This is a genomic window from Candidatus Poseidonia alphae, assembly GCF_943787815.1.
Classification (GTDB): domain Archaea; phylum Thermoplasmatota; class Poseidoniia; order Poseidoniales; family Poseidoniaceae; genus Poseidonia; species Poseidonia alphae.
On record NZ_CALSNW010000005.1, the window covers coordinates 35,673 to 50,896 of the forward strand.

At 42.0% G+C, this 15,224-nt stretch carries 10 protein-coding genes; 5 read left to right on the forward strand and 5 right to left on the reverse strand.

All coding sequences use genetic code 11. The features are described 5' to 3' along the window. Positions 1-106: 106 nt before the first annotated feature. The 3 genes from AAA857_RS08300 to AAA857_RS08310 are packed head-to-tail and all read left to right on the forward strand — an operon-like array spanning position 107 to position 4,767. Complete coding sequence (locus tag AAA857_RS08300) at positions 107-985, forward strand: hypothetical protein (protein WP_338174494.1); 879 nt, start codon at positions 107-109, stop codon at positions 983-985. 1 nt (position 986) lies between these two features. Beyond that, a complete protein-coding gene (locus AAA857_RS08305; protein ID WP_338174495.1) occupies positions 987-1,796 on the forward strand; it encodes a hypothetical protein in 810 nt (269 codons plus the stop codon). 10 nt (positions 1,797-1,806) lie between these two features. After that, entirely contained in the window at positions 1,807-4,767 is a 2,961-nt protein-coding gene (locus AAA857_RS08310; RefSeq protein ID WP_338174496.1) for a DEAD/DEAH box helicase family protein, read from the forward strand. On the opposite strand, the gene AAA857_RS08315 is transcribed toward AAA857_RS08310, so the two are convergent. The 4 genes from AAA857_RS08315 to AAA857_RS08330 all read right to left on the reverse strand — a co-directional run bounded on the left by AAA857_RS08315 (position 4,760) and on the right by AAA857_RS08330 (position 11,085). Beyond that, the gene (locus AAA857_RS08315) at positions 4,760-6,469 is read right to left on the reverse strand and encodes a hypothetical protein (protein ID WP_338174497.1); all 1,710 of its coding nucleotides are present in this window, start codon (positions 6,467-6,469) and stop codon (positions 4,760-4,762) included. The two genes, AAA857_RS08310 and AAA857_RS08315, sit on opposite strands and share 8 nt — an antisense overlap. A gap of 434 nt (positions 6,470-6,903) precedes the next feature. Further along, positions 6,904-7,974 carry an SRPBCC family protein gene (locus AAA857_RS08320; protein WP_338174498.1) on the reverse strand — a complete coding sequence of 357 codons (1,071 nt, stop codon included), beginning with the start codon at positions 7,972-7,974 and terminating at the stop codon, positions 6,904-6,906. A gap of 5 nt (positions 7,975-7,979) precedes the next feature. Beyond that, positions 7,980-8,339 carry a cupin domain-containing protein gene (locus tag AAA857_RS08325; RefSeq protein ID WP_338174499.1) on the reverse strand — a complete coding sequence of 120 codons (360 nt, stop codon included), beginning with the start codon at positions 8,337-8,339 and terminating at the stop codon, positions 7,980-7,982. 139 nt (positions 8,340-8,478) lie between these two features. Then, on the reverse strand, positions 8,479-11,085 hold the full coding sequence (locus AAA857_RS08330) for a hypothetical protein (RefSeq protein WP_338174500.1): 2,607 nt from the start codon (positions 11,083-11,085) through the stop codon (positions 8,479-8,481). A gap of 365 nt (positions 11,086-11,450) precedes the next feature. Between AAA857_RS08330 and AAA857_RS08335 the strand changes: the two genes are divergently transcribed. After that, positions 11,451-12,062, forward strand: a complete 612-nt coding sequence (locus AAA857_RS08335) for a choice-of-anchor V domain-containing protein (protein WP_338174501.1) — start codon at positions 11,451-11,453, stop codon at positions 12,060-12,062. Positions 12,063-13,077: 1,015 nt separating this feature from the next. Beyond that, complete coding sequence (locus tag AAA857_RS08340) at positions 13,078-14,265, forward strand: hypothetical protein (RefSeq protein WP_338174502.1); 1,188 nt, start codon at positions 13,078-13,080, stop codon at positions 14,263-14,265. 163 nt (positions 14,266-14,428) lie between these two features. Here the strand turns inward: AAA857_RS08340 and AAA857_RS08345 are convergent, their stop codons facing one another. After that, complete coding sequence (locus AAA857_RS08345) at positions 14,429-15,154, reverse strand: LON peptidase substrate-binding domain-containing protein (protein WP_338174503.1); 726 nt, start codon at positions 15,152-15,154, stop codon at positions 14,429-14,431. Between the last annotated feature and the right edge of the window lie 70 nt (positions 15,155-15,224).

Sequence of the window (15,224 nt, forward strand, 5' to 3'; positions counted from 1 at the left end):
ATTGGCTTAGAACACACCACAGGTCTATCCAATACAGAAAACCCATGCTCAATTTAGGGTTCACTTTCCGCTTCAGTTTAAGTAGTGTGAGCCTTACGTCTGAATGATGACGATTTATGGCCAAGACTGTTTCATTGGAATGAAAATCAAAGTTGATGATAGAGGGAATTGTTCGTGGCAACCAAATAAATTTGCTGGAAATCATGGAGCTCGATTCTCACTTGAAAATGACGGCGGCATTGGTAAAGCAGTCATCTCCAAGTATGCCAAAGGTGCTAATGTTAGAATCACCCGAGACGGGTGTCTACATTTCAGAACAAAAGATGGAATTGAAAGGTTGAAAAATAAGTTTAAGCCCCAAAAAATTTCAATCCCTCCCTTTGATTTAGTGGGCGACAATCTAACTCCTGGAATGATTATGACTGGCCCGTTAGATGGCGAGATGCATCATTGGTTTGATGGAAAGGTTTGGACAAGAAACATACATGGAAAAAGATGCCACTGGGATCAGATTCCGGAAGAACTTGAATCTGCGCTCAATCGGTTTAAATCAGAAGGCGGCTCTTTTGTAATTACTTGCTGGGGGAATATTGCCGCATTGATTCAACCAAAACCTCTACCTCCTGAAGCAAGAGAGCAGTGGTCTAAATTGGCGGAAGAAGAAAAGCGCTTACTTCAAATTAAACAAAAATCAATTCAGATGCTGCCTATATTCTTAGGTAAATTCAGTCCAGAATGGCAGGTTACATTAGAAGATCCGGTGGACTATTCTAGACCAATTAGCGATGATGAAATGGTTGAAATGGACGATTTCCTTTCGCAGTATGGGCTTGGTAAGAAGTCTTCAAATTCAAAGATTGAGGAACAAGAAATAGACCATTCTGAAGAAAAATCAGAAGAAGTTCCAGAACTAGAGGAATGGGCGGAAGAGGACGAATCATTCTTCGGAGATGGCTTAGAACTTCTATACTCGCCAGGTGAATAAAATGTGGATCTTAGAACAAACTGTGTCAGAACTCCCAGTTCTTGAGGGTCTTGTTGAAAAGATTCGGCCAGGTGATTACTACCCTGGTGGTTACAGGGGTTCACGATTCACAGTCAAAGCAAAAACATTTCAAATTAAATCATATGGAGACGGGCCGCCAACATCGAGAATCCCAAAAGGGCTCGTCGATGCCATGGAAAAATTTGGAAATAAGAGGACAGGAACAATTAGGATTCGCTCAAATGGCGACACTTTGACAAAATTGAATGATAATGATATCTATCTCGGACGAATGGTATTTGGGAACGATCGTGAAATTTTTACTGGTCTTCAACTGTTTCCCGAGTGGAAAGAAGAAGGTTTTCTTTGGCAAGGCCCTCAATCCTCAAATGATATTGGAGAGAAATGGGTCGTTCCGGCTCCTAACAACAACAGGCCATACCTTGGCCGAGGACGTAGAGAACAACGCGTATGGTCAATCAAAAAGAGATTTGATGTGACCGATCTGATTCTGCAATATAAGGAACAAGGTGGTAGACTGTATGTGACATTCAATGGATATCTCGTCTCTCCAATCCCAATCACAAGAATACGACATTTTGATGTCCTCGGTCAGTTGAAATCACTTAATGCTAAAGAAACAACCCAAATATCTGCGAGATGGATAAAAGATCGGCTTAAACGGGTACAGTCCGGCTATGGTGCGGTACCTTATGCAATGTTTGTTCTTGGTAAATTAGATGGCAATGTTGAACAAAGCATTACGGACATACAAAATGTTCGCGATGATGACGAAATAGATTCGAGATGAGGAATGAATCATGGGTAGAGCTGCGATAAGGCTAAGCCCCATGCCTAGAAATGCTGACCAGTTTTTTCAATTCTTAACGGTGATTTCTGATTTAACCGATGAAAACGATTCAGTGGATCTTGAGTTGCTCATTCCGATCTTAAGAGATAAGATTCGCAAAGAAAACGGAAACCCCTACAAAGAATCGAATCTAGAAGGAGTTCTGAGAAATATTGCACGTTTTGGACTCATTAATTATGAAAGTGAAAATGACAAAGCCGTAGTCCAATTGTGCGTGAATCTAGTAGACAAAGAAGTAAATGACCTTGGAGATATAATTGTTGATTCCTTAGTAAGTCTTGGCTTTAATAATGACCCATACATCATTGATATGCTCTTTGATTACACTGAGATTGTTAAAGAATCAGATAAGGAAATTCTCACAAATTATGATTTTATGCAAAGAACCAGTTCCAAGTCATCCGAGGTTCCAAATGGAAATCCAGTATCAGGATATGATTATTCAGAGTTGATAAAGAGAGGTGAAGAACGAGCGGTCAAGGAGATTATAAAAATCATTCAATACTTTGGGGTGCTATTTCCTAAAGGCGGAGGGAAATATTCGTTAGGTTCTGGTGATGAAATCACATCGATCTTATCAACTCTGAGAGGATTAAAAATTGAACGATTTGTTGTGAACTGTATCTCTCGAATTGGACCAGAACATAAAATTTTCAAAAATAACAAATCTGGGCAGAGCGTCGTCTCAAGTTTTTCTAAATACATCTGCTATCGGTATTCCAGCGGACTAGGAAAGCGGCTGACTTTAGCGAATGAATTACTTAATTCACTCATTTCACTCAAAGACGATTTCCTTTCTGAGTATAAATCGAAAAAGCAAGGAGTTCGAAAGAACCGAACGATAAACGCACTTCCAAATTTAATATCGAACCTTCGAAGTATAATTGTTGAAGATCTAAATCGCATACATGCAACAGATGAATTTTCTTCTGCGTTCTTGAGTCTTGCGACCTTGGAGCGAATAAAAGAGTCTCCAGAAAAGACTCAAAGAGAGTTAATCATAGCAGAAAGTACTGGACATAAATTCAGCCCTGCTCTAGTCGAACAATCAAGGCACGGCCGAGGTATGTTTTTGATGGATCCGAAAATTATTCTGCATAAATGGCAAACAGAGGCTGCCAATTCATGGGAAGCAAATGGAAATATTGGTGTCGTCAATGCCGTAACTGGAACCGGGAAAACGATTTTTGCGATTGAATGCATTCGAAGATTCATTTCGAATCATCCCAATGCTATCGTTAACATCATTGTCCCCACTCGCGTACTTATGTACCAGTGGGCTGAAACTGTCACCTCACTCTTAGACTTGGGAATTGATGTTGTTGGCTTACATGGTGACTCGATAGATGATTCACATCAAAACGGGAAAAAAATTATGATCAGAATTGTTAATTCGGCAGTAAACAAAAACGCAATGAAACTTGACGTAGCATCTCACTCGAATGAAGATCACCTCATTGTGGCAGATGAATGCCACATGTATGGTGGGGAAAAGTATCGTACTTTCTTGGAAATTCCTTGTACTGGTATGTTGGGGATATCGGCGACCCCACCTGATGAATTACCAAATGGCAAACCACACCCAATCATACAAAAAATTGGAAAGCCAATTTATACTCTAAATTACAGAAAAGCCGCAGATCAAAATCTAATTTCACCCTTTGGTCTTCGATATGTTGGACTTGATTTAGTCCCTACTGAGAAATCTCTGTATGAACGCCTTTCGAAAGAAATGTGGAATTGCTCAAAAGAAATTGAAAATAATCACCCGTGGGTGTTCGAACGTGGAAACATGATTGCTCAACTGCAGCAATTATTATCCAAAGGTGAAGCGCATTCTTCGGTGGTTAAGTATCTTGAATTAATGCGAAATCGCCAAGATGTTGTTAAGAATGCGATGAATCGTGATATTGCAAGTAAACTAATCATGGAAGATTTTATTGACGAGGAGAGTTCTGAAAATATGATGATTTTTTCTGAACGGATTCGTGAGATTAGAAGTCTGATATCGGTATCGCCGGGACGGTTTCGACATGATGAAGTCAAAGATTCGGATGATTCTGAATTTAAGGACCTCGTCAAAGGGCAAGCGAATTCATTACGTGTCCTGAATGATAACCTTCTTTCGAGAGCATCTCTTAAGTTTGGATTGTATCATTCACAATTCCCTCCGAAATTGGCAAAATGGATGGTGAATTGGTATCGAGATGGCTTGCTTAACATGATGATCTCCGCTCAAGCATTGGCTCAAGGGTTCGATGTGCCTGGTGCAGAAGTAGGTCTAATTCGTTCGTCATCCGGAAATGTTCGTCAGCGAATTCAAACCATCGGACGACTCATTCGTAAAAAAGGTGATAAAAACGCTGTAATTTGGATTTTGTTTGTCAAGCGAACCGGTGAAGAAGGCATTTTTAGTGAGTTAGATTGGGAATCCGAACTTCCCGAGGGAGATGATGTGCAAAGTTACTGGGAACTTAATGAAAATCAAAGTAAACTTGAGAGAATTGGAGGGCCTGAATCTTTACCTGTTTTTGATAGAGCTCTGGAAGAATCAGAGATTGAACAAATTGACGTCTCAGATTTGGAAATAGGGGATAGTTATCCCGAACCAAGAATAGTACACCATAGCAGTCTTGAGTTGATTTGGAGGGATCACAAACTATCTTTTATTGATAAGGGTCTTGAAATTGACTTTTCTAATTCAGAAAAATTAGAAAAAATCATTCAGCAATGGCCTATTAACTTGAGACAACGATGTTATGCGTGTGTTAACGGTCATTTAGTTGGTCGAATGAAGGACGGCCACGTCGTTTATCTTGGATCTATTCAGTTGGATGAATTTTTGTCATTACGTGATTCTTCCAAATCATCAGTCGATGATTTTGATGACTTTCTTTCTGGATTCAGTTAGAACTCACGGTGTCAAGGTGCTTACCACAGTGTCCGATGATGAATTTTTTTGTCGATTTATCAAAGGTGAAATACAATCTTAGTGTTTTAGATTGATCATGTTGAGTTCCAATCTTGATATGTGTTTGAATTTCAATATTACGATTTTCATACCTAAAAACTCTCTGCTCTCCGAATGATTTCATAGTAGATTTCGATTCTTTATTGGCAATGTCAAGGGTTCCAGTAGCTGTATTTTCTCGTAGAATTGATTGAAGGTTTATTGATTGTTTTTGGTTTGTACGTTGAAGAACATGTTCGTACTTTTCGATGAGTGCCTGTATGATTTCCCACACTCTAATTGGTGGTCTGAATGTTGACTGTCGAGCACTTTTAAAGGCTGAATCTAGTATGATTATCTTATTGTGACATTCAGATTTGGCTCTTTGAAGAACTTCCACCAGGGTTGCAGGGTTATACTCTTCAAATACTTCAATTTCCTTTTCTTCAATTTCGAGTATTTCACTTCGAATTAATTTAGTAAGTTCGCTCATCGATTCTAATCCATGGGTATCCACGATTTCATCAAGTAAAGGGAGTATCTCTTTGCTTCTCCTTCGCTCCTTTTTTAATTCCTTTTTTAATTCCTTTTTCATTCGCAAATTCTCTTCATTTTGGATGCTTAATTCCTGCATCCTTGATATGATCGTTTCAGAATTTTGTTCGAACTGGAACAATTTATTCTCCTGTTTCTTCTTATCAATTTCAAGTGAATCAATAAGATGTTGTAATTCCTGAATTTGGCTTTCCTTAAAATCAACGAGATAGTTCAAATTTTCAATCGCTTCAAAATCATCCAACGATTGGATATTATGTGGTGCCAATTCTGGAACAGGCTGGTTGAGCATTCCCCATTCGTTGAATGGAATATCATTCTTCAGAAGTCCGTTAAGGCTCAGTCTGAGGAAAATGTCTAAGATAACACTACGGCCAAACTTCGCTTCAACTTCTTTGATTCTGCTCGGCGTGTAAACAACCGATGGATTCGATTCGGATGCGCCAATGATTCTGATTGATCCTGAAGGGATTTGGTCTGCACCTACCTCGGCATTCATTGCATCCATTACGGACGGCGTAGATGTGAAATATACTTCCGCTACCCCTGACAATATTTTAGCAAGAATTCCTGGGTCTAAAACTGGAAGAGGAGAGTTTTTACTCTTACCGATTATCACTTGTGGTAGATTTACAGACTTGAGTTTAGTTTCATCCCACCATTGAGTTACTTCATCAAATCCGACTTCGACCGGTGTTGATATCAACTTAGTACCCGTTAAACTAAATAATTCAGTCTCGGATAAATCCACCAGTAATTTTTGTGGCAAAAAATATTCATGTAATTTCTTTGGTAATTCTTCATCCTCATTTGAACATGCCAACCCAAAAGCCAAGAGCGCTAAAAATTGCTCTTCTCCTGGAGCATTATTAATGCCACCACCTCTTGGATGGAGCAATGGATCGAAATGAAGGGATGTGTATTGAGTGATACCTAAATCATCCTCCAATGGTGTTTCCACCCAGTAAGTCATCCGATCTTTCGTGAATCGAATTTCAAAATCCCCAGCCCATTTTTTGAAAACATCAAGAAGAGTGTTCTGACTCTTCTCATCTCCTGAAAAAATTGGCAAACGAAGCATCGATCTAACCCGATGTTGGCTGCCCATGTGTTCCCACTCTAGTCCTATCTTGAATAATTAGCGTTGCAAATCTTACTTCATATTGTGAGGGATTTTGTTCCGGAATCAGTTGAAATAGGTCAAGGACACGCCTTGGGTTATGAGTGAATTTACTGATTTCATGGCTGAAGTTGTACGTCTTCAAGTAGAACATGAAAAAGAGGGTATGGAGGATGCGTTCACAAGTGGCCAGAAGTAACTGATTTCTGCATGGATGCATTTGATGATCCTCAATGGGAAGTTGTAACATCTGTCGAATCAATGAGAGCAAGAATCCAAATTAATGGCTGGAGTGCTACAGACAGAAATGCGGGTGAAGCAGCGATGAATACTTGGTACGCATTCAAAGGATTAAGACGAACAAGTGAGAGATAGAATATTTCCTGATAAAACTCTTGAAATAGGTCTAGGACACACCGTGCTCAGTGGTCCTCATCAAACAGTTTCCCCAGCATCCGATGGAAATGATGCACGCCTTGTTCCCTCGTGGGGGAATATCTGCCACGATCGTAAACAGACGAAGCCATCCCCCGTTGCACCAACTCAATGACCCATTGGTCCTGTTCCTCAACCGTGTCGAGCAGTGAACCCGCACCCTGGCTCGCAAGGTCAGCATCCCGAACATAGCCCCGGTAGAGCACCCTTGTTTCCGTTGGGGACACAGGAATCACCACGTTGAGCGAAAGCCCCCAGGGGTAGAAGTTGAACATCATGTTGGGAAACAGCCACAGGTAGTAGGCCGCAATGTCTTGGCCAGCATCCGGATGGCCGTCAGGTAGGTCAAACTTGACATCGCCTTCCATCGCCCTTCCAATTTGCATCACGCCGCCTTCAAAGGTCTCGGTTGTGTAGCCTTCGTAGTCAAGCGCCTGGTTCAATTCGGGATGGACGTAGGGGATGTGAAACCCCTCAAGGTAGTTGTCAACATAGAGCATCCAGTTGGCTTCAATCGTGTGGTCGCGGTCGCGAGATGGATCGTGGGTGAACTCCTCCGACTTGAGGAATCCAAGACGATTTCCGAGCACCTCCCATGGAAGTTGAGCCGACTCATCGAGCGCAGTAAAGTGCATGCCCATCCACTGCTTAAGCGGAAATTCAGACAAGTTATCGCTCGCTGTAGGAAATCCAATGGCCTCTGCGAATTCCGGCATGTGTTTCAGTGTCCCATCCAAGTTGAACGTCCGCCCGTGGTACCTGCATTGCAGGGTTTTTGCCGTGCAGGCTTCCAAGGCCACGCGCATGCCCCTGTGGGTGCAGACGTTGGAGTGACAAGCCGTTTTCTCGCCCTTGAGCAGCACCACTGATTCGCTGGTGATGGCCTCATAATGTTCGACCGGCAACACGTTGTTGGTTCCAAAATCAGATTGGTGGGCGGCAAACTGCCAGCCAGAGAACACCGACTTGAGCCGATTGAAGTGTTCCATTTCGGTATACCATGCTGAAGGGAGGGTCTGAGCGGTGCGAATGTCATCATCGATCAGTGGTTTGCCCATTATCCTCACACCCAAACGTCATTCGCAGCGGTTAATTCGCCACCGGTATCGCCGGTATTGACGACGCCACGCGGTTCAACAAGCATGACGTGGCATTCGGTTTTGGCGTAGGGTTTGTGCATCACGCCTTTGGGCACGACGTACATTTCGCCCTCGGAAAGATGAACGGTCTCGTGCTCCATTTCGATGTCCATCGAGCCTTTAACGACGATGAACACCTCGTCGGTGTCCTCGTGATTGTGCCAAATAAACTCGCCTTCGAGTTTGGCCAGCTTGAACTGATAATCGTTCATCTCTGCAACCACGCGTGGGCTCCAAAGGTCATTGAAGGCGGTCAATTTCTCTGCCAGGTTGATGGCGGGCATAAACGGTTGAGACCGCCTGCTCTTCTTTGGTTTATCTCACAGTCCAACGGCACTCTTGTCATCGCATTCGACTATGAGGGTACCCATGAAGGCACATATGACTTCGAGGGTTCCCCTTGTGTATGGATGAGTTTTTGTTTCACTCTTCCGAATCGTTCGGACAGTGGAGTTGGCTTTTCTTCGCAACGAGCAAGACTTTCCTTTCATTACCTTCTCCTTCAAGATAGATTAAATCGGCGAAATGTTCTTCTAGGATTTCAAACAACTTTAAAGAAGCAGTCTCTCCATTTTCCTTAATTCTTTGAAACAAAGCAGTTCTTTCTTCTTTAGTGGACGCTTCGTTTATTGCGGACGTAATTGCACGCCAATCACAGGGGGCAGTCGCTTTGATCGCCTTTCTAGTTGATTCTAGCACATCCTCTTTTGTGCGGCTTGGCTTTTTACTCATCTCAGAGTTATGATTTCCGGTTTTAGTTGTCGATTTTTTAGACGGAATTTTATTGAGATGAAGTAGGGGTTTCACCCAGATATTAGCTTCTTGTTGCTTTTTCATTTCTGGAGATAGGGAATTGAACCATTTATTGAAATTATTGTTAAAGCCTGCAATTGCTTTTTCAGTTCTTTTAATTTTAGGAACTGGAGTTTTTGTATCATAGGTCGTTTCAAAATCTATGATTGGGGTTGGTTTGTAATCGAATGATGGAATCATAATGGAAGGTGAAAGTGTTACATTGTGTTGATCGCTCCATTCAGAAACTTTTCCCTTGAGTTGGGGGAGTTCCCACCACGGACATAGAATAACTTTCGAAATTTTTGCATAATCTAATAATTTCTGAGGGGGGTTTTCATCGCAATGAATGAGAAGCGGTATGGTGTTACGATAAGGAGCAAGGTTAGCGTACTCACTTACCTGTGCAATGTAATCTGGCCATGTTGGTGCGGACCCGGGTAGAGATTTAACTTCCCATACTATGTGCATATAACCAGTTGAGGTGTTTCCAAGTTTGATGATACCTTCGGGGGAGTATTGTTGGGGTGGACTGTGTCCAGAACGAGATAATTCAGCGTTGTAAATGATCTCTGCTTTTGAGTTTTTGAATAATTTCCAAATAATGATTTCAGAAAGATATTCTAACCATTTCCCTCCGGAGGGCCACCATTCCATTTTGAATGGAGGGGTTTGTTGAGCCCTACCCATAACACATTTGAATTTCACATGGTTTCCTCTTATCTCATCCAATCCAAGATGGGAATATGTAATGAGGTTTGGATTAACGGTACGCAACGTAGTTGTTGACCGAGTTTCTTTCCATATTGTAGTAATCGATTGCCTAGCATAAGATTCTAAAAAGAGATTGATGTCACTTACGATTTCAGTCTTTTTTGTAATTTTATTATTTTTTTTCCAACTTGGACTTGACTGTCCATTCAATTCCCATCCAGATAAAGCATAAATTGTCTTTAATTCCATCTCTTGCGACCAATTTCTTATTTCCTCTATTTCATTCCTTGGTGCAATCCCCCAACTGTTTTTTACGGGATCAAACTTACCAAGAGTTCGGTTTTCCAGTATGGTAATTTTAGACAGACTTTTTTCGAGTAATACATGGCCCGGAATAGACCCCGATCGTGCGTTCACGACATGCAGATTCGTATTTTTCATTACCCTAGATTCCATTGAGCGGTCAATATCTTCTAAGTTTACATATGTAACATTTTCGGAAAAAAACTCTCTTTCTCTGTCCGTAAGTTTACTCATATTCATTCGGTTAAGGATTATACTCTCACTCTCTTCGAGACTTAAACCCCTAGCTTTATCGACATAGCAATAAACACAGCACCCACTGGACGCCATGTCTCTAGAAAATATTCTAACCAGAGCATAAATTGTTAAGCAAGTCAAGGTGATGTTTTTTGGGTCAAAGAATTGGTGGAAGCTATAAAAATTTAACTTTTCTTGAGTTGTATGAGTTTCTGGATTAGTCCTACTCACCGGTAGAGTGGTAATGTCCATTTTTATTGCATTTCTTCCGAAAATTGCTCCAAGTTGTTGAACAATTGCGTGGTAATTTCGAGTAGATATCTTGTCGTGAGCGTCCTCACTGATACGAGAATCGTATGTTAAGTTAAGAAAACCCTTCAATTCTATATCAAGAAAAGGTCCGATCTTAGAACCTTTTGAGTCAACAATATACCTCCCTTTGATTCCCTCGTCCACGAGTAATGAACAATCATACAAATTGAGATAATCTTCAAGGGCAACACCATCTATCTTGTGTTTGAAAATTGGACTCTCCTCAATTACTGAAGTCGTCGAGTCGTGAAGCAGTTGCAGAATTGTAAGTTTCTCTTCTGATGTGAATTTCCACAACAATGGGATCGTTAGAGAACGTGGGCCTAAGCCAGGATAAATTGAGTATCCTGTTCCATCGTGTTCTCGAATTAAATTAAACAGAGAATACATTTTTTCGAATGAAATCCCAGGATTGGCATAATCATGCAAGACGATGCTGAGGTCATCTGTGGGGTCTTCATCGAATAATGAGAGCGCCATATCTAGACTTTTCTTCGTAGCTTTGTTAACCAAAATATCGACCTTTTTCCAGCGCCAATGAGTGCTAATTTTCATAGAAAGAATCTGATAGATCGGAAGGGGCGACATACCAGCCACCAACACGAGGTGGCGAGGAAGATTGGACGTCATGGCCTCTGGTAAATCAAGTCCAACATAATTATTCCCTTTCATTTACTCTGCATTAAATCTAAAACAGATTGAATTGGATTATGTTTGTTTTCGAGGTGGCCAGGGTCATGTATCGCTGGAAGCCATTATCCAACATAGGGCTAGCATGCGAACGAATATTTGTGACGATATCTTGTGGAATGAATAAGTAGTTTGCTTTTGTTCAGGAGGGTTTCAACATAACACCCTTGTCAACATTGCAAACGAATACATGGGTTCGCAGTCCGTCCTATTCGTGCGTACCGTTGTGGTCGCCCGCATATACAAGGGGGCCCGTTGTGTAGAGATGATCTAAAATACATCAAAATTTGGACTTAAATTGGTTTCTTGGGACAACTTTCAAATGACATCGTTGTGCAGCATTAAATATGAAAAAGTTGTGCGTGATGATTTGTTTGGTATTTTTACTTTCATTTGCTCCAATCAGTTCGAGTATGCCTTCAGGTATTGGCTCTGCGGCTGATAATGGATGCACATGTCATGGTGTTGAAGATTCGGGACCAAACAACGCTTCGTTTGATTTCTCCGTAGAGGGGATCCCGGTAAATTTTACTTCGAATACAACCTATTCAATCACTGTAACAATGGATAACGGATCCCTTGTGGACAACAATGCCAATGGTTACCGCATGATTGCGAGCCAAGGAGTTATCACAACAAATGCTGGCGATCCAAACTCACACATTTTGGATGAAGGAGCAACTCAGACCGCTGATGGCCAATCTACTACCGTCTGGAATTTGACATGGACATCTCCATCAGAGGCAGTTGGTGATGTAGAATTCAACACGTTCGTTCTGTTGGGGTCTGGTGGTGATGGAGCCGGTGGTGATTACTGGATTGGCAAAACCAACAGTTCTTCACCAGTTGAGAGCAATTCACAGGAGGAGGAAGACCCCGAAGAAATTCCGTTTGTTGGAATGCTCGCAACGGCTTCTGTTCTCGCTTTGGCATGTATTTTCAGGCGAGATGATTTCTGAATATCTGAAAGACAAACACAACAGTCGTCTTTCGTCTTCAAGGGGTTAATGCGCTAACCCTCGTAGGCAATTGAATCATGCACAAGGGCTTGCATTGGATGCTATTCGTGCGTAGCGTCTGAAACAGCCCACTGCGAGCCCTTGTATATCCTAAGTTTGCACACATGGGTCTTATGCAGAACCCTTGTGAGTGTCTAACCCATTTACAAGGGCGTTATACCCATAACTCGTAAACAAAATCAAACCATCGGTCATTTTGAAAAAATATCAATATCTTTGGCACCGCTGGAACTCGATACAAATCAAATTTCAGATAGACTCACGGAAACCTGAGGGGTTGGTATGAGGATTTATTTGACCATTCGAATGTATAGAAATTAATTCCTCTTCTTTCAGCTACATTCACAATTTTTCTGAAATTCTTCTTCTTCTTCGCTCTAGATATAGATGCTGAATCTAGCCCCACCAGAATTATTCTTTTAGTCTTAGAACCACAGCCGATAAGTTGCGAGACGGTAGCTTCAATGGGGTCAAAAAAATCAACATAAATTATGCATTCCGGAAAACATCCTCCTAAACTTGTTCCCGGATATGAATTATGTTTCCCAGATACCGGAGCCTTAGATGATGTCAGTAATTCTTCGGGGTTGGGGTTTTCATTGGGAACACATGTGTCATGGTGGCCATGAGGGGTGCTTGGACATCGGCTACCTTGCCTCCACATAACTAGAAATGGTGGAATGGTGTTAGGGTTGGCTTTGTGAAAAACCGTCGTGCCACATGCTCTACAAACATAGCTCCAAGGTGTGCTCATGGTGTTTGTTTGTAGCTGCTTATACTAAATATTTATGACAAATTAACTTGGAGAATACAAGGGTCCCCCTTGTAGTCCTATACGACATCGAGGGTACCCTTCAATACGCATACATACACAAGGGCTCCCGATGTGTTTATATGAAAAGTATTGATTCATGCAGCGTATTAGTTTTTAAAATTCAGAACACTGGAAGTGTTTATGAGAACTAAAATTTTAGTTGCAATTCTGTTTTCAATACTGTTGATACCTCATACCGTTTCAGCTGAAGATACAGATGGCGATGGTTATCCTGATGAAACTGATCACAGAGATGAAGAGGATGCGCATATTATTCTGTCATTGGTCAGTTGGGATGGAAATTTAAGTGGAGAATGGGATTCAGGTGATGGTGCTCCAGACCCTTATTTTGAAGTCTGTGTATACGCAGATGATGAATTGGTTGATTGTTATGATAGCCCTCAATGGGAGGATGTTTTCGAGCTCAGTAATGCGTGGAATTTGACAATAAACATACCAGATGATTCGTCTAACATCCGGTTCCTTATTGAATGCAGAGACAACGATATTGCTAACGATGACGAGTGCGACATGCAGAATGATCCAGGAGAGTGGAAAGGAGAATTCTTCTTCGGTTGGTTGACAAATACAGAGAGTGAAGTTGAATTATCTGGATATGGAGATGATTCGAGACAGAATAGAGATGTGAATTCAACATGGAAAGTCATTTCTCCAACTACTGAGCCTACGGATTCAGATGGGGATGGATATGATGATGAATCCGATGAATTTCCAAATGACGAAACAGAATGGTCTGATTCTGATGGTGATGGAATAGGCGACAACTCTGATGATTTTCCCAATGACGCAAGTGAAACAAAGGATGGCGATGGAGACGGATATGGCGATGAAACCGACGTTTTTCCTAATGATTCAACGCAATGGTCAGACCGTGATGGAGATGGTTATGGAGACAACCGTTCTGGACTAAACCCGGACAATTGTCCAGACAGCCCGACAACAAACGTAGGGTCAGATGGTTGTTCATTGGATGAAACTTTGGATTCTGATGGTGATGGCGTGCTCGACTCCAAAGACCAATGCTCAAACACTGAGACTGGTGCATCTGTTGATCTTGATGGTTGTTCAATCAACCTCCAAACCGATTCTGAGGAAGATTCGTTTTCAAATTTACAATATTACTCTGCTGTAGTCGGTATCATTGGTGGTGCCCTCGGAATTATCGGATTTATTCTGAAAAGATTGAGTGAAAGAAAGGCTAAAATTCAAGAAAAAGCAGACAAACAGATACAAAATTTCAGAGACCAAAAAATAGTTGAGACCGCACAGACTGTTTCAACATTACATGATGAAATTACGAAACAGTAAATCTATGCTCTAGACGAGCGTAATCTACAAGGGTTGCTCCATAACACCCATGTGTTCAAAATTGGTGTTTATAGCGGCTTTACCTGGGCCATATTCATGCGTAGGTTCTCATACGGAGTCCGCTGACTTATAGGGTGCACACCAGTACACGGGATCAAGGTGGTTACTCTTCTTCCAGGAAGGCATTGAGATGGTCGTTGAGATGATTGATGGCCTCGTCAATGCCCTCGCTTCGTAGAATTTGCTGCTTGGTCTCAAGGTCACTCACGAGAAGGGCAGTCACTGCAAACACGGTGTCGCCATCATCGTCAATCAATTCCATTACCGGTGCCTGTTGTACCCATTCCTGTGCCGATTCATCATCAATACTCAAGAGCGATGCGATGCGAATCATCACGTGGTTGGCCATCATCTTCAATCGTTCTTGCTGTTCATTCGTCGTCTCATCCAACGGGTCGAGGTATTCCACTTCAGCACTGATGTAGAGTTTCGAATGACCGACCTCATCAGGAATGAATTCCAACAGTGATTGCAAATCGGGGTCAACGCCTTCAGCGTTGGTGAGTGGGTCCATCATCGGATGGTCAAACGGAGGCAGGGCGGGTTCAATGACGTCCTGAACCGTGAACCTTCTCCTGCCTACAATTTTGAGAAAGTGGTTGCTGCCTTTGGTTTCATGGTGAAGAATTTCTGCTTCACATCCGTGGGTTTGTGGGGCGTCCCAGTGGTTGGTCAAGGTGAAGGGGTCGTTGAGGACCAAACCGAAGTTGAGTCCGTCCAGCAAACAATCGTCCAGCATTTGCCGGTACCGTGGTTCAAACACGCGCAATTCCTGAATTTCACCCGGCATGAGGACCATGGGTAGAACGAACAACGGGAGGGGGCTCATGCAGTTCAATGGAATCATTGGCTTTTGAAGGTGTGTTTGAATGGATTCTCTCATGGATTCGAATCCCTAT

Bases quoted from the DNA above. Each gene is read 5' to 3' on its own strand.
- AAA857_RS08315 (WP_338174497.1), bottom strand. From the start codon at position 6,469: ATGGGCAGCCAACATCGGGTTAGATCGATGCTTCGTTTGCCAATTTTT.
- AAA857_RS08320 (WP_338174498.1), bottom strand. From the start codon at position 7,974: ATGGGCAAACCACTGATCGATGATGACATTCGCACCGCTCAGACCCTC.
- AAA857_RS08305 (WP_338174495.1), top strand. From the start codon at position 987: ATGTGGATCTTAGAACAAACTGTGTCAGAACTCCCAGTTCTTGAGGGT.
- AAA857_RS08335 (WP_338174501.1), top strand. From the start codon at position 11,451: ATGAAAAAGTTGTGCGTGATGATTTGTTTGGTATTTTTACTTTCATTT.
- AAA857_RS08310 (WP_338174496.1), top strand. From the start codon at position 1,807: ATGGGTAGAGCTGCGATAAGGCTAAGCCCCATGCCTAGAAATGCTGAC.
- AAA857_RS08300 (WP_338174494.1), top strand. From the start codon at position 107: ATGACGATTTATGGCCAAGACTGTTTCATTGGAATGAAAATCAAAGTT.
- AAA857_RS08340 (WP_338174502.1), top strand. From the start codon at position 13,078: ATGAGAACTAAAATTTTAGTTGCAATTCTGTTTTCAATACTGTTGATA.
- AAA857_RS08330 (WP_338174500.1), bottom strand. From the start codon at position 11,085: ATGAAAGGGAATAATTATGTTGGACTTGATTTACCAGAGGCCATGACG.
- AAA857_RS08345 (WP_338174503.1), bottom strand. From the start codon at position 15,154: ATGAGCCCCCTCCCGTTGTTCGTTCTACCCATGGTCCTCATGCCGGGT.
- AAA857_RS08325 (WP_338174499.1), bottom strand. From the start codon at position 8,339: ATGCCCGCCATCAACCTGGCAGAGAAATTGACCGCCTTCAATGACCTT.